The sequence below is a fragment of the Bordetella genomosp. 11 genome, assembly GCF_002261215.1.
Classification (GTDB): domain Bacteria; phylum Pseudomonadota; class Gammaproteobacteria; order Burkholderiales; family Burkholderiaceae_B; genus Bordetella_C.
This window is the reverse complement of record NZ_NEVS01000004.1, coordinates 1,426,244-1,450,146: the sequence shown is the minus strand read 5'-3', so window position 1 is coordinate 1,450,146 and position 23,903 is coordinate 1,426,244. Positions and strand designations below refer to the sequence as shown.

Annotated in this window: 20 protein-coding genes; 9 read left to right on the top strand and 11 right to left on the bottom strand. The window is 65.9% G+C overall.

Features of this window, described 5'->3' with window-relative positions:
- Positions 1 to 13: 13 nt before the first annotated feature.
- From CAL28_RS14135 to CAL28_RS14120, 4 genes are all read right to left on the bottom strand, one after another.
- Complete coding sequence (locus CAL28_RS14135) at positions 14 to 1,462, bottom strand: efflux transporter outer membrane subunit (RefSeq protein ID WP_094841970.1); 1,449 nt, start codon at positions 1,460 to 1,462, stop codon at positions 14 to 16.
- 1 nt (position 1,463) lies between these two features.
- The gene (locus tag CAL28_RS14130; protein ID WP_094841969.1) at positions 1,464 to 4,715 is read right to left on the bottom strand and encodes an efflux RND transporter permease subunit; all 3,252 of its coding nucleotides are present in this window, start codon (positions 4,713 to 4,715) and stop codon (positions 1,464 to 1,466) included.
- Positions 4,712 to 5,932 carry an efflux RND transporter periplasmic adaptor subunit gene (locus CAL28_RS14125; RefSeq protein WP_094841968.1) on the bottom strand — a complete coding sequence of 407 codons (1,221 nt, stop codon included), beginning with the start codon at positions 5,930 to 5,932 and terminating at the stop codon, positions 4,712 to 4,714. The genes CAL28_RS14130 and CAL28_RS14125 overlap by 4 nt, the downstream gene beginning before the upstream one ends.
- A gap of 237 nt (positions 5,933 to 6,169) precedes the next feature.
- On the bottom strand, positions 6,170 to 6,835 hold the full coding sequence (locus tag CAL28_RS14120) for a helix-turn-helix domain-containing protein (RefSeq protein WP_217906570.1): 666 nt from the start codon (positions 6,833 to 6,835) through the stop codon (positions 6,170 to 6,172).
- Between the two features lie 235 nt (positions 6,836 to 7,070).
- Between CAL28_RS14120 and CAL28_RS14115 the strand changes: the two genes are divergently transcribed.
- The gene (locus CAL28_RS14115) at positions 7,071 to 8,000 is read left to right on the top strand and encodes an ornithine cyclodeaminase family protein (protein ID WP_094844612.1); all 930 of its coding nucleotides are present in this window, start codon (positions 7,071 to 7,073) and stop codon (positions 7,998 to 8,000) included.
- A gap of 50 nt (positions 8,001 to 8,050) precedes the next feature.
- On the opposite strand, the gene CAL28_RS14110 is transcribed toward CAL28_RS14115, so the two are convergent.
- Both CAL28_RS14110 and CAL28_RS14105 read right to left on the bottom strand, forming a co-directional pair.
- Positions 8,051 to 8,926 (bottom strand): amidohydrolase family protein, encoded by an 876-nt coding sequence (locus CAL28_RS14110; RefSeq protein ID WP_094841966.1) that lies wholly within the window; start codon positions 8,924 to 8,926, stop codon positions 8,051 to 8,053.
- Positions 8,927 to 9,026: 100 nt separating this feature from the next.
- Positions 9,027 to 10,286, bottom strand: coding sequence for a LysR substrate-binding domain-containing protein (locus CAL28_RS14105; protein WP_094844611.1), 1,260 nt, complete (start codon positions 10,284 to 10,286; stop codon positions 9,027 to 9,029).
- Positions 10,287 to 10,402: 116 nt separating this feature from the next.
- On the opposite strand from CAL28_RS14105, the gene CAL28_RS14100 reads away from it, so the two are divergent.
- The 4 genes from CAL28_RS14100 (at position 10,403) to CAL28_RS14085 (ending at position 14,943) form a co-directional block, all read left to right on the top strand.
- Entirely contained in the window at positions 10,403 to 11,527 is a 1,125-nt protein-coding gene (locus CAL28_RS14100) for a 4-oxalomesaconate tautomerase (protein ID WP_094841965.1), read from the top strand.
- Between the two features lie 107 nt (positions 11,528 to 11,634).
- Complete coding sequence (locus CAL28_RS14095) at positions 11,635 to 12,618, top strand: Bug family tripartite tricarboxylate transporter substrate binding protein (protein WP_254926124.1); 984 nt, start codon at positions 11,635 to 11,637, stop codon at positions 12,616 to 12,618.
- A gap of 39 nt (positions 12,619 to 12,657) precedes the next feature.
- Positions 12,658 to 13,965, top strand: coding sequence for a cation:dicarboxylate symporter family transporter (locus tag CAL28_RS14090; protein ID WP_094841964.1), 1,308 nt, complete (start codon positions 12,658 to 12,660; stop codon positions 13,963 to 13,965).
- Positions 13,966 to 14,031: 66 nt separating this feature from the next.
- A complete protein-coding gene (locus tag CAL28_RS14085; RefSeq protein ID WP_094841963.1) occupies positions 14,032 to 14,943 on the top strand; it encodes an NAD(P)-dependent oxidoreductase in 912 nt (303 codons plus the stop codon).
- Positions 14,944 to 15,065: 122 nt separating this feature from the next.
- Here CAL28_RS14085 and CAL28_RS14080 read toward each other — a convergent pair whose 3' ends face one another.
- Positions 15,066 to 15,467, bottom strand: a complete 402-nt coding sequence (locus CAL28_RS14080; protein ID WP_094841962.1) for a hypothetical protein — start codon at positions 15,465 to 15,467, stop codon at positions 15,066 to 15,068.
- Positions 15,468 to 15,759: 292 nt separating this feature from the next.
- On the opposite strand from CAL28_RS14080, the gene CAL28_RS14075 reads away from it, so the two are divergent.
- On the top strand, positions 15,760 to 16,740 hold the full coding sequence (locus CAL28_RS14075; protein ID WP_094844609.1) for a tripartite tricarboxylate transporter substrate binding protein: 981 nt from the start codon (positions 15,760 to 15,762) through the stop codon (positions 16,738 to 16,740).
- Positions 16,741 to 16,967: 227 nt separating this feature from the next.
- Positions 16,968 to 17,942: a Bug family tripartite tricarboxylate transporter substrate binding protein gene (locus CAL28_RS14070; RefSeq protein WP_094841961.1), complete on the top strand. Its 975-nt coding sequence runs from the start codon at positions 16,968 to 16,970 to the stop codon at positions 17,940 to 17,942.
- Between the two features lie 107 nt (positions 17,943 to 18,049).
- Here CAL28_RS14070 and CAL28_RS14065 read toward each other — a convergent pair whose 3' ends face one another.
- The 4 genes from CAL28_RS14065 to CAL28_RS14050 form a co-directional block, all read right to left on the bottom strand.
- Positions 18,050 to 19,024 (bottom strand): Bug family tripartite tricarboxylate transporter substrate binding protein, encoded by a 975-nt coding sequence (locus CAL28_RS14065; protein ID WP_094841960.1) that lies wholly within the window; start codon positions 19,022 to 19,024, stop codon positions 18,050 to 18,052.
- Between the two features lie 139 nt (positions 19,025 to 19,163).
- Positions 19,164 to 19,979, bottom strand: coding sequence for an enoyl-CoA hydratase (locus CAL28_RS14060; RefSeq protein WP_094841959.1), 816 nt, complete (start codon positions 19,977 to 19,979; stop codon positions 19,164 to 19,166).
- Complete coding sequence (locus CAL28_RS14055) at positions 19,976 to 20,719, bottom strand: FadR/GntR family transcriptional regulator (protein WP_094841958.1); 744 nt, start codon at positions 20,717 to 20,719, stop codon at positions 19,976 to 19,978. The genes CAL28_RS14060 and CAL28_RS14055 overlap by 4 nt, the downstream gene beginning before the upstream one ends.
- Positions 20,720 to 20,759: 40 nt before the next feature.
- Positions 20,760 to 21,938 carry a CaiB/BaiF CoA transferase family protein gene (locus CAL28_RS14050; protein ID WP_217906569.1) on the bottom strand — a complete coding sequence of 393 codons (1,179 nt, stop codon included), beginning with the start codon at positions 21,936 to 21,938 and terminating at the stop codon, positions 20,760 to 20,762.
- Positions 21,939 to 22,365: 427 nt separating this feature from the next.
- On the opposite strand from CAL28_RS14050, the gene CAL28_RS14045 reads away from it, so the two are divergent.
- Together CAL28_RS14045 and CAL28_RS14040 are read left to right on the top strand one after the other, a co-directional pair.
- Complete coding sequence (locus CAL28_RS14045) at positions 22,366 to 22,560, top strand: hypothetical protein (protein WP_094841956.1); 195 nt, start codon at positions 22,366 to 22,368, stop codon at positions 22,558 to 22,560.
- 273 nt (positions 22,561 to 22,833) lie between these two features.
- Positions 22,834 to 23,859 carry an amidohydrolase family protein gene (locus CAL28_RS14040; protein WP_094841955.1) on the top strand — a complete coding sequence of 342 codons (1,026 nt, stop codon included), beginning with the start codon at positions 22,834 to 22,836 and terminating at the stop codon, positions 23,857 to 23,859.
- The last annotated feature ends 44 nt before the right edge of the window (positions 23,860 to 23,903 follow it).

The following is a 23,903-nucleotide window of genomic DNA, read 5'->3' as shown; positions in this document are numbered from 1 at the left end:
CAGGCCGCCCCACTCAAGGCGAAGCCGCGGCACGCGGCGGTGCCGCCGTAGCGCCGACGACCGTCATGCCCTCCGCGGTCATGACCCAACCCCCACCCATCGCCTTGTACAGCTGCACCATCGAGGCGAACACGGCGCCCTGCGTCTGCGCCTGCGTCAATTGCGCATTGAACAGGCTGCGCTCGGCGTCCAGCACCTCGATATAGCTCGTGTACCCGCCCTCGTAGCGTAAGCGGGCCAGCCGCGCGTAGCGCCCCAGCGCTTCCACCTGGCGGCCCTGCACGACCAGGGCCTCGCGCGTTTTGCGCAAGCCGATGAGCGAGTCGGATACCTCCTGGAAAGCGACCTGGATGGCTTTCTCGTACTCGAGGAGGATCTGCTGGTGCTGCGCCTCGGCCTGGCGCACCTGGCCGCCGATCGCGCCGGCGGTGAAGATGGGTACGGTAACGGCACCGGCGAACGACCACACTCGCGATGCGCCGGTGAACAGGTTGGAGAATTGGCCGCTGGCCGTGCCGAAAGCCCCGGTCAGCGAAATGGACGGGAAATACAGCGCCCGGGCCGCGCCGATCAGCGCGTTGGCCGCGATCAGGTTCTGCTCCGCCTGCCGCAGGTCGGGCCGCCGCGTCAGCAGTTCCGACGGCAGGCCGGCGGGGATCTCCGGCAGCGCCAGCTGGTCCAGGACGCGATCGCGCGGCACGGCTTCGGGATTGCGGCCCAGCAGAATGGAGAGCGCGTCTTCCTGCTGCGCGATCTGCAGTTCCAGCTGCGGGATGGTCGCCAACGCGGCCTGGTATTCGGATTGGCTCTGCGCCAGCTCCATCTCCGACACTTCTCCGTAGCTGTAGCGCAGCGTGAAAATGCGCACCGACTCGGCGCGGCTGGCCGCCGTCGCATGGGCGATGTCCAGTTGCCGGTCCAGCGACACCAGATTGATATAGGACGACGCCACCGACGCCACCAGCGCCAGGATGGTCGCGCGCCGCCCTTCCTCCGTGGCCAGCAGCATGGCGCGCGCGGCCTCGGTCTGCCGGCGCAGCCGGCCGAAGACATCGAGCTCCCAGGACGCCGATAGCGTGGCCGAATACTGGTTGAATACCGGCCCGGTGTTCTCCGGCAGATTGGCCGAGCCGATGGGCAGCCGTTGCCTTCCGGCCTGCGCGTCCGCGCCCAATTGCGGGAACAGCTGCGCGCGCGTGGTTTGCAATTGCCCCAGATATTGCTCGATACGCGCCGCCGCGATTTTCACGTCCTTGTTCTGCGCCAACGCGGTGGCGATCAGGGCATCCAGCGCGGGATCCCGGAACTGCTGCCACCACAGGGTGTCCACGACCTGGCGGGCTTCGCCGTCGGCGAAGCGGAATGCCTGCGGCGTATCGACCTCCGGCCGCTTATAGTCCGGCCCCACCAGGCAGCCGCTCAGCAGGATGCACGTCACCAGCGAGGCGGCCGACGCGCGCATATCATTCCTCCTCCCGCTGCGCGGACGGCCGCAGCCCGGCACTGGCCGCGCCATGCGCGCCGGGAACCGGCGAGCCTCCGGAAGGCATGGGCGGGGAACCCTGCGGCGCCGGCGGCTCGGGTGCCTTGCTATCGTCGCTCTTGCGTTCCGAGAATTTCTCCAGGACGTAGAAGAACATGGGAATAAAGAAGACGGCGATGGCCGTCGCGCCCAGCATCCCGCCGATCACGCCGGTCCCGATCGAATGCCGGCTGTTGGCGGCGGCCCCGGTGGCGAGCGCCAGCGGCACGCAGCCCAGGATGAAGGCCAGGGACGTCATGACGATGGGACGCAGGCGTTCGTTGGCCGCCCTGACCGCGGCATCGAACACCGATGCGCCGGATTGGCGGTTCAATACGGCAAACTCGAAGATCAGGATTGCGTTCTTCGCCGCCAGTGCCACCAGCATGGTCAGGCCGATCTGGAAATACACATCGTTTTCCAGTCCGCGCAACAGCGTCGCCGCCAGCGCGCCGAACAGCGCGAACGGCACGGTCATCAGCACGCCCAGAGGCAGGCTCCATTTTTCGTACTGGGCCGCCAGGATCAGAAACACCATGACCAGGCCGAAGGCGAAGACCAGGACCGAGGTATTGCCCGCCTTCCTGGCCTCATAGGCTTCGCCGCTCCATCCCAGCGTGTAGCCGGATGGCAGCACCTGCGCGCCCGTTTCCTCCAGCGCCTGCATCACCTGCCCGCTGCTGAAGCCGGGTGCGGCATTGACGGTCACCTTGATGGCCGGAAAATTATTGAAGCGTGTCACCAGGTCCGGACCGGTGACGTAGCGCGTCCTTACCATCGAGCTGAGCGGCACCATATCGCCGGCCTTGCTGCGCACATAGATCTGCGACAGGTCCTCCGGCCGCAGGCGGTACGACGCATCTGCCTGGAGGATCACCTGCCAGAGCCGGCTGGACCGGTTGAACTGCGATACATACAGGGAGCCGAACATGGTCTGCATCGCGCTATAGACCTCCTCGACCGGGATGCCCAGTGTTTCGGATTTGTCGCGATCGACGTCGACCAGCAACTGCTGGGACGACGCATTGAAGGTGGAGGTCACGCGCGCCAGTTCCGGCCGCGCCTGCGCCTTGGCGATGTATTCCTGCACTATCGCGGCCATCTGGGCGATGGTGGCATCGCCCTGGCTCTGTATCCAGACTTCCGTGCCGCCGGTGGTGCCCAAGCCCGGGATCGAGGGCGGGTTCACGGGCAGCACGATGCCTTCCTGCACGCGCGACAGGGTTTCGTAGGCACGCAGCAATACGGCCCTGGCATTCTGCGTACGGATATTCTCCGACGAGTAGCGTTCGTCGAAGCTCTTGAAACCGATGAAGAATGTCGCGGCATTGTTCTTGTTCTGGCTATCCAGCAGGCTATAGCCGTCCACCATCGCCACGCTGCCCACGGCGGGTTGATCGAGAAAGTAATCCGTGACCCGCCGCGACACGGCCCCCGTGCGATCCAGGCTGGCCGCGTCGGGCATGATCACCTGGCCCAGCAGATAACCCTGGTCCTCCGGCGGCAGGAAAGAGGTCGGCAGGATGCGCATCATGACGACGGCCAGCGCCACCAGCCCGGCGAACACGATCAGCCCCACCGCCAGGCGCTTGATCATCCACTTCACGGCGTTGGTATAGCCCTCCGTCATCCGGCTGAAAAACCGCTCGAACCAGCGGAAAAACCCTTTCTTCTCGTGATGTCCCGGGCGCAGCAGCAGGGCGGCCAGCGCCGGCGAAAGCGTCAGGGCCACCACGCCGGAGATAATCACCGAGATCGCGATGGTGATGGCGAACTGTTTGTACATCTGGCCGGTGATGCCGCCGATGAATGCCACCGGGATGAACACCGCGCAGAGCACCAGCACGATGGCCACCACCGGCCCGGCGACTTCGTCCATGGCGCGTTTGGCGGCCGCTTTCGGGTCCAGCTTGTGCTCCGTCATATTGCGTTCGACGTTCTCGATGACCACGATGGCATCGTCCACGACGATACCGATCGCCAGCACCATGCCGAACAGCGTCAGCATATTGATGGAGAAATCCAGCGCCAGCATGCCGACACAGGTACCGACGATGGATACCGGCACCGCGACGATCGGGATCAGGGTCGCGCGCAGGCTCTGCAGGAATACGAACACCACGACCACCACCAGCACCAGTGCCTCGAAAAAGGTCTTGATGACATCCTTGATGGACGCGCGCGTGAACTCGGTGGTGTCCATCGCGATGCTGTATTCCAGGCCCTCCGGGAAGCTGCTCTTCAATTGGGCCAGCGTCGCGCGGACTTGCTTCGAAACATCCAGGGCATTGGCCCCCGGCTGCTGATACACCGCCATCAGGGTCGCGGGCTTGCCCTGGTAGCTGCTGCGGATCGAATAATCCTTCTGGCCCAGCTCCGCGCGGCCGATATCCTTGAGCCGCACGATCGCGGCACCGCTACTGGCCGCGCGGATGATGATGTTTTCGAACTCCGTCGGGTCCGTCAGGCGCCCACGCGTCGTCACCGCGAAGGATTGTTCGACCGGACCGGCGGTGGGCGACTGCCCGATGCGTCCCACCGCGAATTGTTCGTTCTGGTTCGTCACCGCCTTTTGCACGTCTGCGGCAGTCACTTTCAATTGCGCCATGCGGTCCGGCTTGAGCCAGATCCGCATGGCGTAGTCGGGCGTGCCGAAGATGGCCGACTGGTTGGCGCCCGAAATGCGCTTGATGGCATCCAGCACATAGATGTTGGTGTAGTTGGCGATATAGGTCGCGTCGTAGCGCTGATCGGGCGAATAGATCGCGAGCACCATCATGAAGGCGGAGGACTTCTTCTGCACCTGCACGCCCTGGGCCTGCACCGACTGCGGCAATTGCGGCAGGGCCAGGTTCACGCGGTTCTGGACATCGACCTGCGCCAATTCGGGATTGGTACCGATCTCGAAAAACACGTTGACGGTAAGGTTCCCCGTGGAGGAACTGGAGGAATTCATGTAGATCGAGTTGTCGGCGCCATTGACCTGCTGCTCGATGGGCGCGGCGACGTTATTGGCCACCACGTCGGCGCTGGCCCCCGGATAGGTGGCGCTGATGGTGATCTGCGGCGGCGTGATATCGGGATACTGGGCAACCGGCAACACCAGCATGGCGACCGCGCCCGCGATGGTGATGACGATGGAAATCACCGACGCGAATATCGGACGGTCTATGCAGAAGTGCGAAATATTCATTTCGCCCCCGGACCGGCATTCTTGCCGCTGCCTGCTGCCGTCGCCGCTGCGCCTTCCCCCTGCCCCTTCGTCCCGGCGCTGTCCGCGCCCCCCTGGCCGGCACCGCCGGCCGTGATTTTCAGCGGCGCATCGGGCGTGACGCGGATCGCGCCATCGACCACGATCTGCTCGCCCGGCTGCAGGCCTTCGGTGATGAACCAGTCATCCCCATGCCACGTGCCGACCTCCACCACCCGTTCGCGCGCCTTGCCGTCCTTGCCCACCACCCAGACGAAATGGCTCTTGGATCCCTGCAACACGGCCCGCTGCGGGACCAGAATGGCATTGGGACGGACCGCGCCGGACACGCGCGCCCGCACGAACTGGCCCGGGCGCAGCACGCCGTCCGGATTGGCGAACGAAGCGCGGACCAGGAAAGTTCCCGTCTGCGTGCTGAAGGCCGGATTGGCGAAGTCGATATGGCCGACCTGGGGGTACACGGACCCATCGGCCTGGATGATGGACACGTCGAACTGGCTGCGGGGCGGAAAGCGCAGCCGTCCCTTGTCGATCTGGTCGCGGTAAGACAGCAGCTCGTTCTCGGAAATGCTGAAGTTCACCCACATGGGGTCGACCTGGTAGACATAGGTCAGCAGGCTCTGCGAGGTCGCGGTGACATAGCTGCCGTCCTGCTGCCGCGCGAAACTGGATAGGCCGTTCAGCGGCGATTTGATGGTCGTGTAGCTCAGGTTCAGCTCGGCCGTCTGCACCTGCCCCTGCGCCGCGATGACGGCGGCGGCGGCCTCCTGCTCGTTGCCCACCGCATCGTCCAGATCCTTCTTGCTGATCGCATTCTGCGCGACCAGCGGACGCACCCGCGCCAGGTTTGCGCGCGTCACCGTCCAGCGGGCCTGCTGCTGGGCGAGCTGTCCCTTGGCCGTCTGCAGCGCGGCCTGGAAAGGCTTGGGATCCATCAGGAACAGCGTCTGGCCTTCGCGCACCAGATCCCCTTCCACGTAGACGCGCTTGTCCAGGAAGCCATCCACGCGCGCGCGGATTTCCACCTCGCGCGAGCTTTGCGTCTGGGCGGTGAACTCGAAATCGACGGGGGTATCGCGCTGCGCCACGGTCAGCACGGTCACGGCGACAGGTTCGCGCGTGGGCGCTTCGGGCGCCTTCTGGCATGCACTGGCCAAGGCCAGCAGCAACAACGATGTCGCGGAGATGCGCCTGTGCATGCGAACCTCGTCGAAGAGGCACTACGTACGCTGGACCGGTCCCCGGCCTCGCGGCCCGCGGGAAAGGAGCTTGCATCGCAGCATCAGGATACGCCGACTTGCACGACGGTTGCGCACCCGGCCGATCCGTACATCAAACGGTGGTGGCCCGACGGCTGAACGCGTGTCCTGGCCGCGGTGACGGCGCCACGGCCAGGGCGCGCGCGCCCTGGCCTGACGGCGCGCGGCGGCAAAGCCCTATCCGGCCGCCTTGGGCAACGTGGCGTTCGAACACACCCAAAGGATCCGCGCGTCTTCGTCGCCTGCCACGCAGGCGTGACCCATGGTGCTGTCGAAATAGCAGGAATCGCCTTCACCCAGCTCCATCGGTTGATAATGCTCGGTGTGCACGGTGACCTTGCCGTGCAGGACGTAGATGAACTCTTCGCCGGCGTGGTGCAGCATCGCCGGGAATGCCTTCAGCGTGCGAGCCTTGATGGTTGCCAGCAAGGGCACGAACTGTTTGTGCGCCAGTTCGGCGCACAGCACTTCGTAATCGTATTGCGCGGTGGCGTGTATCACCCCCTGCCCGCGCCGCGTCACGCTGCGGCGCGCTGTCGGGGCCGCCAGGGGTTCGTCGTTGAACAGTTCGCCCACCTGTATGTCCAGCCCTTGCGCCAGGGCGGCAATTTTTTCGTAGGTGGGCGACAGCCGGCCCTTTTCGATCTTGGACAAGGTGGACACGGAAATCCCGCAGCGCGCGCTGAGCTGCTGGAGGGTCAACTGGGCCTCTCGCCGCAGCCGGCGCAGCTTGCGCGACAGCAGGTTTTCCCCCATGGCGGGATCGTTTCCCGGCGTAGTAAGACCCGACGTGCCGCCAGGCGCGTCGGAATGCGTTCCGGCTTCCCTGGGCGCACGTTTCACCGCTCTATCCATAAAGGCTTCCGTACGACCGCGTCGTCCTCGTTTGCGCGCGGACGGGGACGCACGGCGGGTGAAAGGGAAAAGGGTGCCGCAATTCTAGCAAACGCCCATTTACTGCCTGATCCGACAACATCGGGATAATTATTATGAAATTGTCTTACTATTCATGTTTTTATCGGATACGATAATTTATCGCCATTCCGAAGCCCATGGGCCCGTTTTCCCCGAGGATAGCTTGCAGATATTCGACAGCGCCACGACCGCATCCCGCCTGCCCTTTGACCGGCTGATCCCCGCCCTGGAACGGATGTTCGTCCAAGGCTGCACGGTACCGCGCCGCCACAACCACATCCTGCGCGAAGGCGACGGCACGAAGGACAGCCTGCTTATCATGCCGGCCTGGCAGGACGGCTATCTGGGGATCAAGCATGTCACCATCTTTCCGGGCAACGGCGCGCAAGGGCTGCCCGGCCTGCATTCCACCTATACGCTGTACGACGCCGCCAACGGTGTACCCCTGGCCCTGATCGACGGCGACCAGATCACCGTGCGGCGCACGGCCGCGGCATCCGCCCTGGCGGCGTCCTTCCTGGCGCGGCAGGATGCCCATCGCCTGCTTGTCGTGGGCGCGGGGAACGTGGCCACGGCCCTCGCACCGGCCTACGCGGCCGTGCGCGATATCCGGCAGGTGTACGTCTGGGACCGCCATCCCGAAAAGGCGCGTGCCCTGGCCGACAGGCTGACGGCCGACGGATTCGACGCGGACGTCGCAATGGACCTGGACGCGGCGGTCCGTGAGGCGGACATCGTCACGTGCGCCACGCTCGCGCAACAGCCGCTGGTGCGGCGCGCGTGCCTGCGGGCCGGCACCCACGTCGACCTGATCGGCAGCTTCCAGCCTTTCATGCGCGAGTCCGACGACGCGACCTTCGCCGATACGTCCGTATTCGTCGACACCGAGGAAGCCCTGGACAAGGCGGGCGACCTGCTGTCGCCCATCGCCGCCGGCGTCTTCAGCCGCGACCGCGTGCTGGCCACGCTGGAGGCGCTGTGCCGGCGCCAGCATCCCGGGCGCCGCACGCCGGAGGAAATCACCGTCTACAAGGCCGTGGGCGCGGCCTCGGAAGACCTGGCCGCCGCGATGCTGGTGTACGCCGGCAGTTGATGCAAGGCCGGGTGTGCCGGGATGCCGCCTCGCGGCTTCGGCAGACGGTTTCAGTCGTACCAGTAAAGACGTAGAGGATTCGCCACCAGTATGCTTTCCAGCACGGTGGCGTCATCCGTATACGAAGGCAACAGGTCCACCAGCGTGCCGTCGTTCGGCACCTCGCGCACATTCGGATGCGGCCAATCCGTGCCCCACACGACGCGTCCGGGCGCGGCATCCAGGATACGCCGCACGAACGGCACGGCATCGGCATACGGTTGCGCCTGCCGGGACAGCCGCGCCGATATGCGCTCCGGCCCGCTGATCTTCACCCAGGCACGTTCATGCCCGAGCACATCCAGCAGGCTGGCCAACGCCGGCTGGTCCAGGCCGTCTTCCACCATGGTGCGCCCCATATGGTCGATGACGAACGGCACCGGCAGCGATTCCAGGAAGCCGCGTATCGCCGGCAGATAAGCGGCGGTGACGTGGACCTGGATATGCCATCCCAGCGGCGCGATGCGCGCCGCCATCGCCCTTACCTCCGCCGGGTCCGCCGACTTGCCCAGGTGCGGCATGAAGTTGTAGCGGACACCGCGCACGCCGCCCGCATGCAGCCGTCGCAGTTCATCGGTGGACACATCGGGCGCCACCAGCGCCACGCCGCGATACCGATCCGGCGCGCGCGAGATGGCGTCCAGCATCGCCCGGTTGTCGGTCCCGTGCACGGTCGCCTGCACGATGACCGCGCGCTCCACCCCCAGCAGGCGATGCAATGCCTGCAGCCGCTCGATGGGCGCCTCCGGCGGGTCATAGGCGCGATCGGCCGCATAGGGAAAGCGGGCCACCGGTCCGTACACGTGCACATGGGCATCGCAACTGCCGGCCGGCAAGGTGTACGCCGGCTTGCCGGGATGGGAATGCGGGGGTGGCACGGTTTTCATGTCGCCTCATCTTTTTCTGTTAAGCGCGGGATGCGGGCGAGTATGCGGGCAAGCGCCATCGGCATGGTTGCCTTGTGTCGCCGCGTCCGTTCTATTCCGTTTATGCGCCGACCGGCGTGGCGACGCCGTCTTCCGCCATCGCCGCCGCCAGGCGGGATATCTCGTCCAGCAGCTCGCGCGCGCCGGGCGACAGCTGCGCGCCGGTGCGCGTGGTGACGCCGATTTCGCGTCGCATGCCGTCCAGGGGAAAATCCAGCGTGACCAGCCCGCCCGCCTCGAACTCGTAGTGCAGCTGATGTACCGAGAGGGCTGTCAGCATGTCGGAATGCAGTAAAAGGCCGCGCAGCAGCGCCAGGTCCGCGGTCTCCACGGAAGGCACCAGCAGCGGCTGCCCCCGGCGGCGAAAAAAATCGTTGAGCTGGTCGCGCAGCGGGGTGGAAGCGCGCGACAGCACCCAGGGGTAGCGGGCGAGATCGTCGAAGCCGACCGGCCGCCCCGCCAGCGGATGGCCCGCGCGGGCGATCAGCACGATATCCTCGTGCAACAGCAGGCGGGTGCTTAGCGAAGCATCGTGCAGCGGCCGGAGCGCGCCCAGGATGAAGTCGACCTCGGCGCTCAACAGCCGGGCGCACAAGTCCCCATACGGGCTTTCCAGCGTGCGGATGCGCAGCCTGGGATGGCGTGCCAGCACGTTGGCGATGGCGGCCGGCAGCACGATGGTGCGGATCATCGGCAGCGCGCCGACGGTCACCACACCCTCCAGGGCGCCGTTCAAGGCGGCCATATCCGCCTGAATATTGCGCAGCTCCGCCAATACGCGCTTGAAGCGGACGACCCAGCGCTCGCCGACCGGCGTGGGTACCATGCCGCGCGCCGTGCGCTGGAACAGCCGCTGCGCCAGGTTCTTTTCGAGCTTGGCGAGCGACGCGCTGATGGCGGGCTGCGTCAGTCCGCAGGCATGCGCCACGGTGGACATGTGATGCACATCGGCGAGCAGGGCCGCGCTGGTCAGCCGCCGCGTATGGAACAGCGCCGCGGTCGCCGCGACGCCGCTTGCCCCGCCCTGCCCGCGCCGCAGCGCCAGGGCTTCGTCGCGCACGGCGTCCAGTTCCGCTTCGATACGCCGGGCACGCTCCAACACGGCCTCACCCGCGGCCGTCAACAGCATGCCGGTAGCCTTGCGCTCGAACAGCGCCACCCCAAGGCTGTGCTCCAGGTTGCCCACTGCGCGGGTAACCGCCGAAGAGGCCCGGAACAGCGCTTCGGCGGAGCGGCGCACGCCGCCGGCCTGGGCCACCGAGGTGAAAACGTGCAGATGATGCAGGCTTAGCCCGCCGTCGGCGCCATTGGGGTATTCCATGCTGTGCCGCACCACCGAAATAAAAATATTAGAACGGCGATCGTCGTACAAGGCAACCCGTCCGTCCACCATGCAGCCGATACTCGACGCAAATAGAAAGCGAGGTCGGAGACTACATGGATGCCCGGAAAAACCAAAGGCAGCGGTCGATCCCCTGCATACTGATGCGTGGCGGCACATCGCGCGGGCCATTCTTCAAGGCATCCGACCTGCCCGCCGATGTCGCCGCGCGCGACGCGGTGCTGCTGGCCGCGATGGGGTCGCCGGATAAGCGCCAGATCGACGGCCTGGGTGGCGCCCATCCCCTGACGAGCAAGGTAGGCATCGTCTCGCCTAGCGCCACGCCGGGAGTGGACGTCGATTTCCTCTTCGCCCAGGTGTCGGTGGCCGAACCCACGGTCGATACGACGCCCAATTGCGGCAACATGCTGGCAGCCGTCGTCCCCTTCGCGCTCGAAACCGGCATGCTGCAACCGCAGGGCGCCACCAGTACGTTCCGCGTGCTGACGGTCAATACCGGCATGCAATGCGACATCACGGTGCAAACGCCGCAGGGCCATGTCGCCTACGACGGCGACGCGCGCATCGACGGCGTGCCCGGCACGGCAGCGCCGATCTCGATCAATTTCCTCGACACCGCCGGCTCGGTATGCGACGGCCTGCTGCCTACCGGCCGCGCGCTGGACGTGGTGGAGCTCGACGGCCTGGGACGCCTGGAGATCACCTGCATCGACAACGGCATGCCCATGGTGCTGATGCGCGCCGCCGACCTGGGCCGCAGCGGATATGAAACCGTGGCCGAACTGAACGCCGACGAGGAATTGAAGCAGCGCCTGGAAGCGTTGCGCCTGAAGGCGGCCGCGCTGATGGGCCTGGGCGATGTGTCGCGCAAGCCCTTTCCGAAGATGTGCCTGCTGGCCCCGCCACGCGACGGCGGCAGCGTCTGCACGCGCTGTTTCATTCCGCACGTCTGCCATGAGGCCATAGGCGTACTGGCCGCGGTGACGGTGGCGACGGCCTGCGTCATGGACGACTCGGTGGCCGCCGGGATCGCGCGCACGCCGGCCGGCCAGGACAGGACTGTGTCGGTGGAACACCCCACCGGCGAATTCAGCGTCCAGCTCTCGCTGGATCCGGCCGATCCGCACAAGGTGGCGCGAGCGGCCCTGCTGCGTACCGCGCGCCTGCTGATGCGCGGTGAGGTGGAAGTCCCCGCCGCCGCCTGGCCCCCGTCCGCCTGAGCGGAAAGCGCGCCCGCGCAGGACACCGGGCCAAGCCGCGGCAGCGCGGACGAAAGGAACGGGGACGTCGAAGAACGCCCCGTCAATAAAGACATAAAGGAGACTCCATGACGATGACCCGACGCGCATTCGCGCTGGGCGGCGCCAGCCTGCTGGCCGCCGCGCTCACGCCGGCCGCCCGGGCGGCCAGCTTCCCGGACCGCCCCCTGCACCTGATCGTCCCCTTCGCGCCTGGCGGCAATGTCGATACGACGGCACGCGTGGTCAGCGCCGGGCTGACCCAGGCCCTGGGCGTGTCGGCGGTGGTCGAGAACAAACCCGGCGCCGGCGGCAGCATCGGCGCCGAGATGGTGGTGCGCGCGACACCGGACGGCTACACCCTGCTGGTGGCCTCCAATGGCCCGATGACGGTCAATCCCTTCGTGCAATTGCATCTGCCCTACGATCCGCTGCGCGACCTGGCGCCCGTGGGCATGGTGGGCTACGTTCCGCATGTGCTGGTCGTCACGCCCGGCCTGCCCGTCCATACCCTGGCCGAACTGTTCGCGCTTTCCAGAAAACGGCGCATCAACACCGGCACGTCTGGCGTGGGCAGCGCGACCCATCTGACCCTGATGCGGCTGAACGCCGCGGCCGGCGCGAACCTGGCCCACGTTCCGTATCGCGGCGGCGGCGCCCTGATCCCGGACCTGGTAGGCGGTACCCTGGACGCCACGATGACGGAGCTCTCCACCGCCCTGCCTCTGCACCGCGCCGGCAAAGTGCGCATTCTGGCGGTCGCGGCGACACAGCGGTCCGCGATCGCGCCGGATATCCCGACGATGATCGAATCCGGGGTCAAGGACTTCACCGCCTCCAGCTACGTCGGATTGCTGGCGCCGGCCAAAACGCCCACGGACACGCGGGAGCGGCTGCAGGGCGCGCTGGCGGCCAGCCTGGACATGCCCGCCGTGGCCGGCAAACTGCGCGATTCGGGCATGGAAGAAGCCACCGCATCGCAAAGGACCTCCGCCGGCTTCGCCGAATTCCTGCGCGCCGAATACGAGCGGTCCAGGGCGGCCGCCCAGCTCGCCGGCATCAAGCCCGAATAGCGCGGCCATGCCACGCCGCATTCCCGGGAGAGCACCCCAGTGAAGACGCTGAAGAAGCTATACGTGCAGGTCCTCATCGCCATCGCGTTGGCGATCCTGTTCGGCCTGCTGGACCCACAGGGCGCGGTCCGGATGCGGCCGCTGGGCGAGGGCTTCATCGCCTTGCTGAAGATGATGCTCGGGCCCATCATTTTCTGCACCGTGGTGCACGGTATCGGGCACATCAAGGACTTCCGCAAGCTGGGCCGGCTGGGGATCAAGACGCTGGTCTACTTCGAGGTGGTCAGCACCATCGCCATGCTGGTGGGCTTCACGGTGGTGAACATCCTGCGTCCCGGCGACGGCCTGCATGCGGCGGCGCTGGACGCGTCCGCGGGGCATGCCGCCGGCGTGATCAAGGCCGCCTCGGCCGACTTCACGCTGACGCACTTCCTGCTGTCCATCATCCCGCGCACGCTCGTCTCCGCTTTCGTCAGCGGCGATATCCTGCCGGTCCTCTTCGTCTCGCTGCTGGCGGGCACGGCGCTCAGCCTGACCGCCAAACCCGACTGGATCGCGCTGAAACTGATCGGCGAAGCGCAGACGGTCGTGTTCAAGATGCTGGGGTTCGTCATGCGCCTGTCGCCTTTGGGCGCCTTCGGTGCCATGGCCTCGGCCGTGGGCAGCTACGGCGGCACCACCCTGCTCTATCTCGTGCGCTACATCCTTACCTACTACGCCAGCGCGCTGATCTTCGTCTTCCTGGTCCTGGGACTGGTGGCGGCGCTGGCCGGATTGTCGATCTTCCGCATCCTGGCGCTGATCAAGGACGAAGCCGTCATCGCCATGGGCACGGCCGCCAGCGAAGCCGCCTTTCCCAGGCTGGTCTCCAAGCTCAGCCAGGCCGGCTGCGACGAGGCGGTCGTCGGCTTCGTGCTGCCGGCGGGCTATAGCTTCAATATCGACGGCGCCTGCCTTTACATGGCCTGCGGCATCGGCTTCATCGCCCAGGCCACCGACACGCCCTTGCCGCTGTCGCAGCAATTGGCCCTGCTCGCCGTCATGCTGGTCACGTCCAAGGGCGGCGCCGGCGCGGCCGGGGGCGCACTGGTCAAGCTGACCGCCACGCTGCAGTCCACGCGCGTCCTGCCCCTGAGCGGTGTCGGCCTGCTATTCGGTATCGACCGCATCCTGGCCATCGCCACGTCCACCACGAACGTCATCGGCAACAGCGTCGCCGTCCTGGTGCTGTCCAAGTGGGAAGGCATGTTCGATCGCGAGAAGTTCGACGCCTGCCTGCGCGGCCCATCGACGCGCGAGCCTGGCGACGCGCCGCATCCCGGCGTGCCGCGGCGCGATCTCGCCTGATCTTCGGATTATTACTCACCGGATACGCGGCGCCGCGATCCCTCACGACACATCGGAGCAAACCGCATGCAAGAACCCATCCGCAACGCCCCGCCCGCCGTGGCCATCGTCGGCTTCGGCGAAGTCGGCCCCATCTTCGCCAAGGCCCTGTCGGCGCAAGCGTGCCGCGTCGCCATCTACGACATCAAGCTGGAAACGCCGGCAACTCGCGCGCAGATCGCCGACCGCGCGGAAAACAGCGGTGCCCGCGCGGCGGCTTCCCTGGCCGACTGCCTGGCGGACGCCGAGCTGGTGTTTTCGGCCGTGACCGCCAGCCAGGCCGGCGCCGTCGCGGCAAGCGCCGCTCCGTTGATGAAGCCGGGCCAGGCTTTCATCGACCTGAATTCCGTTTCGCCCACGGTCAAGCAACAGAACAGCGCGCTGATCCAGGGCCATGGAGCGGACTACGTCGAATCCGCGGTCATGGCCCCCGTTCCCCCGCAAGGGGTCCGGGTGCCCATGCTATTGGGCGGACCGGCGGCGCGTGCCATTTCCGCACGGCTCAACGCATTGGGCATGCGCACCGAAGCCGTGGCGGACGACATCGGCCTGGCCTCCGCCATCAAGCTGTGCCGCAGCATCATGATCAAGGGCATGGAGGCCATGTGCGTGCAGTCCATGCTGGCCGCGCGCCACTTCGGCGTGGACGACCGCGTATTGGCGTCGATGGCCGCCAGTTTTCCCAGCGTCGGCTGGGATGACGGCTACGAAGCGTACCTGATCGGCCGCGTGACCGAACACGGGCAGCGCCGCTCGGAAGAAATGCGCGAGGCGGCCGCCATGCTGACGGAAATCGGGATGAATCCGGAGCTGGCCACTGCCATCGCCGATATCCAGGAAGCGCTCGCCCGCAAAGGCGCGTCCCTGCACGCGGAGCTGGATGCCAAGGGACGATTGCCACGCTGGCGCGAATTGCTGGCAGGATCGGACGCCGGCTGACGGCGTTTCGGGCCCTGCCGACGGCGCCATGTCAAACAAAAACCCGCGGAGCACGACGCTCCGCGGGTTTTTGTTGAACAGCCCGATGCGGCATCCGTCCGGATGCTGCCCGTGCGCAACGCTCAGGAACCGGCTCCCGTCGATCCACTGGTGTTGAATTGACGCACGGTGCCGTTGCTGTTGAAGAAAATATTCAGGTCGCGGTTGGGCTTCTTGGTTTGCGACTGCACCGCCGCGTTGCCCAGCGATCCCAGCCCGGGAATATATTGCGCGGCATCGGTCAGATAGTTCCTGCCGTTGATTTGTTCTTCGGAATAGGCCCAATAATCCGCGCCGTTGGCCTCTTCGTTCTTATACCTCGGCTGGCCGAACATCTGCGCCACGTCTGCCTTGGTCGTCTGGTTCGAGACCAGATGTTGCCTGAGGTAGGACATACTCATCTTATCCTCGCCGCCGCCATTCATATTGGCGCAGGCGGTCAGGGAGCAAAGCAGCACAGCGGCCGTCAATCCGCGAAAAGACATGTGGACTCCTGAAGGGGGGTTCATCTGTGTCGAAAACGGAGAGCACCTTACTGAATCTGACGTGACAACTCAAGTAACAATTCGCACACCATTGCACTTATCAAAATCGAGCGCCAACACCGCGGCAGATGCACAGCCGATGGCGCCAGCAAGCGCGGACTCTCCATGATGCGCGCATCGCCGATGCGGGCGGATAATGGCCTGGCCGCATCCATTCGACGATGACGGCGCGCGCCGATCGCCTGCGGGCGGCTGGTGCGCCAGACACAAGAACGACTTCGAGGAGACACACATGGACATCGTGAGACGCCGCCTTAACGCGGCAGCCCTGGGCCTTGCCGGCATCGCCGTTGCGCCCAGGATCGCCCACGCGGAAGATAAATGGCCGTCCAAACCGATCCGCATCATCGTCCCTTTCGCCGCGGGCGGTGCCAATGACCTGCTGGGCCGCGCCGCGGCCGAAGGCATCGCGCAATACCTCAAGGCCAATGTCATCGTCGAAAACAAACCCGGCGCCGGCGCGGTGATCGGCACGGACTACGTGGCGCGCGCGGACAACGACGGCTATACCTTCCTGATCAGCGGCGCGGGCGTGATTTCCAACAGCATGATCCGCAAGGTCCAGTACAAGGACAGCGACCTGGTACCCGTCGCCATGATCGGCCTGGCGCCGTCCGTGGTGATCGCCCCGGCGAACTCGCCTTACACCAACCTGAAGGACTTCGTCGACGCCTCGAAGAAAAGTCCGGGCGGCCTGCATTTTTCCACCGCCGGCACGGGCAGCACCCCGCATTTCGTGGAGGGCATCCTGACCACCGACTATGGCGCCAAGCTGGACCTCGTGCCGTACAAGAGCGGATCCGAATCGGTATCCGCCGTCATCGGCGGGCAGGTCGACGCGACGTCCGAGGCCAGCATCGTCGTGCTGCCGATGGTCCGCGCCGGCAAGCTCAAGGCACTGGCCTGCACCTGGTCCGAACGCATCAAGGCCTATCCCGAACTCTCCACGGCTGCCGAACAAGGCTTCCCGAAGATCAAGATCGCCCATTGGGCCGGCGTGCACGCGCCCAGGGGCACCCCGGATGCCATCCTGGACAAGATCGCCGCCGGCGTGGACCACGCGATGAAAGATCCCGCCAATGTCCAGCGCCTGACCGAACTGGGGATCGAACCCGTGGGGGGCACGCGTGCCGACTTCGTCAAGTTCTGCGAAGAGGAACGGGCCCGCCTGGGCGCCGTGGTCAAGGCGACAGGAATGCGACAGGATTCCTGATCGCCGCTCCTTCGGGATCGCCGGGCACCCTCGCGCGGCGACGCCCGACCCCTCGCACAAGGGGTTTTGCCCCTCTGCGGTGCGCGGGATGACCAGCCCTTCTTCACCGCGGGACCGGCTGCGCTCCGGGGCGTGTAAAAGCCGTGCAATGGGTTAAATTACGACTCCCACCAATAACTACTATTAACCATAACTACAAAAAAAGAAGATTTACCAGGAGCACTTTCATGGATATTTCCCGTCGCCGCTTCAATACGGCCGCATTCGGCATGGCCACCGTGGCCATCGCACCCAAGATCGCTTTCGCGGATGACAAATGGCCTTCCAAGCCCATCCGCATCATCGTTCCGTTCGCGCCCGGCGGCGCCAATGACCTGCTGGGCCGCGCCGCGGCCGAAGGCATCGCCAAGAACCTGAACGCCAATGTCGTCGTCGAGAACAAGCCTGGCGCCGGCGCGGTCATCGGCACGGACTACGTGGCGCGCGCGGACAATGACGGCTATACCTTCCTGATCAGCGCGGCCGGCGTTATCTCCAACAGCATGATCCGCAAAGTCCAGTACAAGGACAGCGACCTGGTACCCGTGGCCATGGTGGGCCTGGCTCCGTCGGTCGTCGTGGCGCCCGCCAGCTCGCCGTATTCGTCGCTGAAGGACTTCGTCGAGGCTTCCAAGAAAGACCACGGCCTGCACTTCGCCACCGCCGGCACCGGCAGCACGCCGCACTTCGTGGAAGGCATCCTGACGACCACCTACGGCGCGAAGCTCGATCTGATTCCGTACAAGAGCGGCTCCGAATCCGTGTCCGCCGTCGTCGGCAACCAGGTCGATGCCACGTCCGAGGCCAGCATCGTCGTCCTGCCCATGATCCGTGCCGGCAAGCTCAAGGCCCTGGCCTGCACCTGGTCCGAACGCATCAAGGCCTATCCGGAGCTCTCCACCGCGGCCGAACAAGGCTTTCCGGAAATCAAGATCGCCCACTGGGCCGGCGTGCACGCGCCCAAGGGCACGCCCGACGCGATCCTGGACAAGGTCGCCGGCGCCGTGGACGCGGCCATGAAGGACCCGGCCAACGTCAAGCGCCTGACCGATCTGGGCATCGAGCCCGTCGGCGGCACGCGCGCCGACTTCATCAAGTTCTGCGATGAAGAACGCGCCCGCCTCGGCGCCGTCGTCAAGGCCACCGGCATGCGCCAGGACTGACACGCCGCAGATACGGCAAGCGCTACGGAAAATCCCAGGCCTTCAGCCTGGGATTTTTTCTTGCCCCTTGCGCAAGGCTGCCCACCCCTGGCAAGCCGGGCGGCCGCTCAGTCGATCCTGATATTCACCGCCTTCACAATGCCCGCCCACTTCTTCAGCTCGCCATCGATGAAGGCACCCAGTTGCGCCGGCGTGCTGGTCTGCGGCATCGCCCCCTCTGCCTGGAAGCGCTTGCGCAGTTCCGGCGAGGCCATGGCTTGCGCGAGCGCCGCATTCAGTCTGTCGACGGCCGCTTCAGGGGTGCCCCTGGGCGCCAGCAGCGCGTTCCAGGTATTGATTTCGTACCCCTGGAATCCCGGCGTTTCGGCGACGGTTGGCACGTCCGGCAACTGGTCCGAACGCGCCTTCGTGGTGACGGCCAGCGCGCGCAGCGTACCGGCCTTGACCTGCGGCAGCGCCGCCGGCAGCGTGGCGAAGCTGAATTGCGTCTCGCCCGTCATGACGGACGTGTTGGCCAGCGCGCCGCCGCGATACGGCACATGAACGATATTGACGTGCGCCGCCTGCGCGAACATCGCGCCGGCCAGGTGCACGGGGGATCCATTGCCGCTGGATGCATAGTTCATTTCCCCGCCCCTGGCCTTGCACAGGGCGGCCAGCTCGGCCACATTGCGAGCCGGCAGCTTCGGGTTGGCGATCAGCACCAGGGGAATGGCCGCCACCATGCCCACGGGTGCGAAGCCGCCTTTCGGGTCATAGCCCAGCTTGTCCTTGTACAGCGCGGGGTTGATGCCGTGGCTCGCCACCGTCGCCATGAACAGGGTATAGCCATCCGGCGCTGCCTGCTGCACATAGGCGGCGGCGATGTTGCCCGCCGCGCCGGGCTTGTTCTCGATGATGATGGATTGGTTCAGGATCTTGCCCAGCTGTTCGCCCAGCGCGCGGGCCAGGATGTCCGTGGTGCCGCCGGCTGCGTAGCCGATGACGATCTTGATGGGCTGCTCCGGATACGCGGCGCGGGCGGCGGGCAAGCCCGCCAGAACGCCCGCCGCCACCAGCGCGGCCGCCAGGGTTTTCTTCATGCTGTGTCTCCTCGTTGTCATCGTTTTTTTGCTCGCGACAGGCGTGCGAGGTCCTGCGGGGCGACAGCCCCCGCATAGTCATCGTGGTTGAATCAAGCCGCCGCCGGGCCGCCGGGCGATGCCGGCGCGCGGCGGGTACTCAGGTGCCCGTAAACACCGGCGGACGCTTTTCCGCGAAGGCCTTGCGTCCTTCGCGATAATCGTTGCTCTCGAAGCAATCCAGCACCAGCCGCGTCATCGCGTCCATGTCGACTTCAGGGCCGATCCGTTGCAGTTGGCGGATCATCTTCTTGCCCGCCTTCAAGGTCAGCGGCGCGTTCGCGGAAATCGCCTGGACATAGTCCTCTACGGTGGCGTCCAGCGCATCGGCCGGTACCACTTTGTGCAGCAGCCCGCGCTCGGCGGCCTCGGCCGCATTGAATCGCTTCGCGGTCAGGAAGATCTCCAGTGCACGGGCCGCTCCGACCGCCGTCACCAGATTGCGGATGGCCGTCATGCGATAGCCCAGTCCGAGTTTGCCGGCCGGAATCGCGAACGAGCTGTCGTCCGACGCGATGCGCAGGTCGCAGCACAGGGCGATGTTCAGCCCGCCGCCGATGCAATAGCCCTTGATGCGCGCGAGCGTGGGCTTGTCATAGTCGTACAGCGCCAACTGCGCGGCCTCGGCCACTTTCTCGTACGCCAATACCGCCTGCTCTCCCGAGCGCATATTGTCGAACTGCGAGATGTTGGCGCCGCTGACAAAGGCGCGGTCGCCGGCGCCAGTCACCACTACCACGCGTATCGCCGGGTCTTCGTTCAGCGCCGCCAGGGCGACTGGAATCGCTTCCCACATCGCGACCGACACCGCGTTATGCCGGCCGGCATCGTTGAAGGTGATCCAGCCCGCGCCGCCGCGCTTCTCTACGATGATGTTGTCGGTAATGCGATCGCGCAGGATACGTTCGGTGCTCATTGCTGCTTTCCCTTGAGCAGCGCCTGGCGGCGCTGCATGCCGTTGATCAAGTGCAGGCGCATGGCCTGGCGGGCCGCCTCGCTGTCGCGCGCCGCGATCGCGTCGAAGATGCGGTGATGTTCGCGTTCGATCTGCGCCACGCGGTCCGTCCCGGTGCTGCCGTAGCGCAGCGTGCGCACGGCGTCGCCGATGGCATGGCCGAAATGCGCGAGCAGTCGCACGAAATACGGGTTATTGGTGGCCCGGCCCACGGCCATGTGGAAGTCCAGCGCCGTATCGGCGCCTTCGCGCCAATCGTCGCTGGAAGCATCCGCGATGATGAGCGCGGCGCGCAGGTGTTCCAGCTGCGCCTCCGTGCGCTGTTCGGCCGCCAGCGCCGCCGCGCCCGCTTCGATCTCCACCCGCAGCTGGTAGACCTGTTCCAGCGCATCCTCGCGCAGCAGGTCCTGCGGCAGGATCTCGAAGTTGCGCTGGCCCGTTTCCGACGTCACGAAGCTGCCGACGCCCCGGCGGGTCTCGATATAGCCGGACAGCTTGAGCCGCGCGATGGCCTCGCGCACGACGTTGCGGCTCACGCCGAACGACTGTGCCAGCTCCAGCTCGGTGGGCAGGCGCTGGCCGGGCTCGAAAGCCTGGCTCAGGATCTTCTGCCGGATCTGCTGGGCGATTTCGTCGGGCAGGTTGTCCGGGCGGGCCAGGCTGCCGAAGATCGCGTCGGAGGGAGTTTCGCTGCGGACCATAAGGGTGTTTGCCGGGTTGTGCGTCGAAGGCGCGATGGTGTCATATCGCGCCGGCCGCGCGCAAACGGGCGCGCCGCGCCTCGTCCATGCCCAGCCACGCCAGGATTTCGTCGGACTGCGCGCCGGTTTCCGGCGCCGCCCGCAGTTCCGGCGGCTCGGTGCCGCCGAAAATCACCGGCTGGCCCATGATGGCGATGTCGCCCTTGGTCGCATGACGCACCTGCCGCACCATGTTCAGGTGCCGGACCTGCTCGTTTTCGAAGGTTCCGTCCATCGACAGGATGGGGCCGCAGGGCACGCCGGCGGCATTCAGGCGGTCTATCCACTCCGCGCTGCTACGGGTGCGTGTGCGGGCGATGATTTCGCGATTCAGGTCCGCCCGGTTCTCCACGCGCGATCCAGCCTCGATGAAGCGCGGATCGTGCACCAGCGCCGGCAGTTCCAGCACTTCGCACAAGCGGGTGAACATTCCCGAGCCCATGGCGGCGATATTGATGTAGCCGTCCGCCGTCGGATAGACCCCCGTCGGCGCGCTGGTCGGATGGTCGTTGCCGGACTGCGCCGGCACTTCGCCATCGATCAGCCAGCGCGTCGCCTGGAAATCCATCATCCAGACCTGCGACTGCAACAGCGAGGTCTGCACCCAGCGCCCCACCCCGCTCTCCTCGCGCGCCAGCAACGCGATCAGGATACCGATCGCGGCGAACAGGCCGGCGCTCAGATCGGCGATCGGAATGCCCGCGCGCATGGGGCCGCGCTCGGCTTCGCCCGTGACCGACATCAGGCCGCCCAGGCCCTGCGCGATCTGGTCCAGGCCCGGCCGGTCCGCGTAAGGCCCATCCTGGCCGAAGCCCGAAATACTGGCATAGACCAGGCGCGGATTCACCGCGCGCAGGGACTCATAGTCGATCCCCAGCTTGGCCTTCACGGACGGGCGGTAGTTTTCGACCAGCACGTCGGCGCGCTTGACTAGCTCCATGAACACCGCCTTGCCTTCGGGGTGCTTCAGGTTCAGTGTCAGGCTGCGTTTGTTGCGATGGGTATTCTGGTAATCGCTGAACTTGGCCGCGCCCCCCGGCTTGTCGTCCTTGACCTCGCTGGGCTCTTCGATCTTGATCACGTCCGCGCCCCAATCGGCGAACTGGCGCACGGCGGCGGGGCCGGACCGTACCCGGGACAGATCCAGCACCACGAAGCGTTTCAAAGGGGCAAAAGCCAAGGGATGTCTCCTGTCGTGTTGTGCAAGCGTACCCATCGCCAGGCGCCACGCGCGGCGGATCGCTTCGGTCCAGGTATGCGCTACCCGGCCTTGTGTAGGATGTTGGACATCCTATCTATGCAGCCCCAAAGCAGCCATGGAGGAAAACCCTCATGTCGGTGGTACCGCGCGAAGCGCCGGGCGACGGTGCACCGCCGCGAGCCATGAGAAAAACTAAGGAAACATCCATGGACGCCGGATACGCGGAAATCGCAGAATGAAGGCGTCACGCTGCCCGCGCGCATCCTGCAAGGCGCGCGGCCGGCTATCTCCATGGTTCATTTCGCGCTGGCATCCGGCGTGAATCGCTAGCCCGGAAAGGGATGAGAACGGCGTCGGCTCCGGCCGGCTGCCACGTTTCCGGCGGACATCGTTCTGGAGGTTAGCCATGAAGACCTTGACCGTGGCCGGCGCCCTGCTGGCCCTGGCACTGGCGGGTTGTGCCATGCCGGATTCCGGCTCCCGCAGCAGCATGTCGCGAACGGAAAGCCGCGCCGCGGCGGACCCCGCGAATTACCACGCGAATGATTTCGGGGACCTGGATAACCAGCCCTTCGACGGTCGGTATTCGGCCAGTTGGTAAGTCGGAACCGCGCGCGAACCGGCCCGTCATGGCATACCTGCCGCACCAACGGGCCGGCCGGCGACCGCAATGCCCCTTCGTGGATTGCCCCGCGATTTATTCGATTCCGATATGGAAAGCCGCGAAAATATATATTTGACGCGGCCGGGTGCCAATCGCAACATAGTTCCCCCCAGGATGGCCGGCGCGCTCGCGCCCTTCCCGGAGGAGATACTTCCACAAGATGCAACCTGGCCGTGCCGGCAGCCGCGCGGCCTTACCGGATGAGTTGGCATGATCATCGATTGTCACGGACACTTCACCACCGCCCCCGCCGCGCTGGAAACCTGGCGCAAGCGCCAGATCGCTTCCTTCAACGATGGCACACCCGCGCCCCAGGCCTCGGAACTCCGCATCGGCGACGACGAACTGCGCGAAGCCATCGAGTCCAACCAGCTGCGCATCATGAAAGAGCGCGGCCATGACATCACGGTGTTCAGTCCGCGAGCCAGTTTCATGGCGCATCACATCGGCGACTTCCAGGTCTCGTCCACCTGGGCGGCCATCTGCAACGAGATGTGCTTCCGCGTCGCCTCGCTGTTTCCCGACCATTTCGTGCCCGCGGCCATGCTGCCCCAAAGCCCTGGCGTGGATGTGGCCACCTGCCTGCCCGAACTGAAACGCTGCGTGGAGGAATACGGCAACGTCGCGGTCAACCTGAACCCCGACCCTTCCGGCGGTCACTGGACCAGCCCGCCCTTGAGCGACCGCTACTGGTATCCGCTATACGAAAAGCTGGTCGAATACGATGTGCCGGCCATGGTGCACGTCAGCCAGAGCTGCAACGCCTGCTTCCACACCACCGGTGCGCATTACCTGAACGCCGACACCACCGCTTTCATGCAATGCCTGGATTCGGATCTGTTCAGGGACTTTCCCACGCTGAAGCTCGTCATTCCGCACGGCGGCGGCGCGGTCCCCTACCACTGGGGCCGCTTCCGCGGCCTGGCGCAGGCGTTGAAGAAACCCCTGCTGCAGGATCATCTGCTGAACAACATCTTCTTCGACACCTGCGTGTATCACCAGCCGGGCATAGACCTGCTGACGCGCGTCATCCCCGTCGACAACATCCTGTTCGCCAGCGAAATGATAGGCGCCGTGCGCGGCATCGATCCCGAGACCGGACATTACTTCGACGACACGCGCCGTTACGTCGTCGCGGCCGACATCACGCCGGAAGCGCGTTTCAAGATTTTCGAAGGCAATGCGAGACGCGTCTATCCGCGGCTGGACGCGCAGCTGAAGGCGCGCGGACACTGACCGGGCGGCCGGCTGCGCGGGGTATCGCGCCCGCGGGAACGGGC

Excerpts from the sequence above, each read along its gene's own strand:
- CAL28_RS14065 (WP_094841960.1), bottom strand. The coding sequence starts at position 19,024 with ATGAAGAAAACCCTGGCGGCCGCGCTGGTGGCGGCGGGCGTTCTGGCG.
- CAL28_RS14110 (WP_094841966.1), bottom strand. The coding sequence starts at position 8,926 with ATGAAAACCGTGCCACCCCCGCATTCCCATCCCGGCAAGCCGGCGTAC.
- CAL28_RS14080 (WP_094841962.1), bottom strand. The coding sequence starts at position 15,467 with ATGTCTTTTCGCGGATTGACGGCCGCTGTGCTGCTTTGCTCCCTGACC.
- CAL28_RS14105 (WP_094844611.1), bottom strand. The coding sequence starts at position 10,286 with ATGGAATACCCCAATGGCGCCGACGGCGGGCTAAGCCTGCATCATCTG.
- CAL28_RS14135 (WP_094841970.1), bottom strand. The coding sequence starts at position 1,462 with ATGCGCGCGTCGGCCGCCTCGCTGGTGACGTGCATCCTGCTGAGCGGC.
- CAL28_RS14045 (WP_094841956.1), top strand. The coding sequence starts at position 22,366 with ATGAAGACCTTGACCGTGGCCGGCGCCCTGCTGGCCCTGGCACTGGCG.
- CAL28_RS14070 (WP_094841961.1), top strand. The coding sequence starts at position 16,968 with ATGGATATTTCCCGTCGCCGCTTCAATACGGCCGCATTCGGCATGGCC.
- CAL28_RS14095 (WP_254926124.1), top strand. The coding sequence starts at position 11,635 with ATGACGATGACCCGACGCGCATTCGCGCTGGGCGGCGCCAGCCTGCTG.
- CAL28_RS14085 (WP_094841963.1), top strand. The coding sequence starts at position 14,032 with ATGCAAGAACCCATCCGCAACGCCCCGCCCGCCGTGGCCATCGTCGGC.
- CAL28_RS14130 (WP_094841969.1), bottom strand. The coding sequence starts at position 4,715 with ATGAATATTTCGCACTTCTGCATAGACCGTCCGATATTCGCGTCGGTG.
- CAL28_RS14075 (WP_094844609.1), top strand. The coding sequence starts at position 15,760 with ATGGACATCGTGAGACGCCGCCTTAACGCGGCAGCCCTGGGCCTTGCC.
- CAL28_RS14040 (WP_094841955.1), top strand. The coding sequence starts at position 22,834 with ATGATCATCGATTGTCACGGACACTTCACCACCGCCCCCGCCGCGCTG.
- CAL28_RS14055 (WP_094841958.1), bottom strand. The coding sequence starts at position 20,719 with ATGGTCCGCAGCGAAACTCCCTCCGACGCGATCTTCGGCAGCCTGGCC.
- CAL28_RS14125 (WP_094841968.1), bottom strand. The coding sequence starts at position 5,932 with ATGCACAGGCGCATCTCCGCGACATCGTTGTTGCTGCTGGCCTTGGCC.
- CAL28_RS14100 (WP_094841965.1), top strand. The coding sequence starts at position 10,403 with ATGGATGCCCGGAAAAACCAAAGGCAGCGGTCGATCCCCTGCATACTG.
- CAL28_RS14060 (WP_094841959.1), bottom strand. The coding sequence starts at position 19,979 with ATGAGCACCGAACGTATCCTGCGCGATCGCATTACCGACAACATCATC.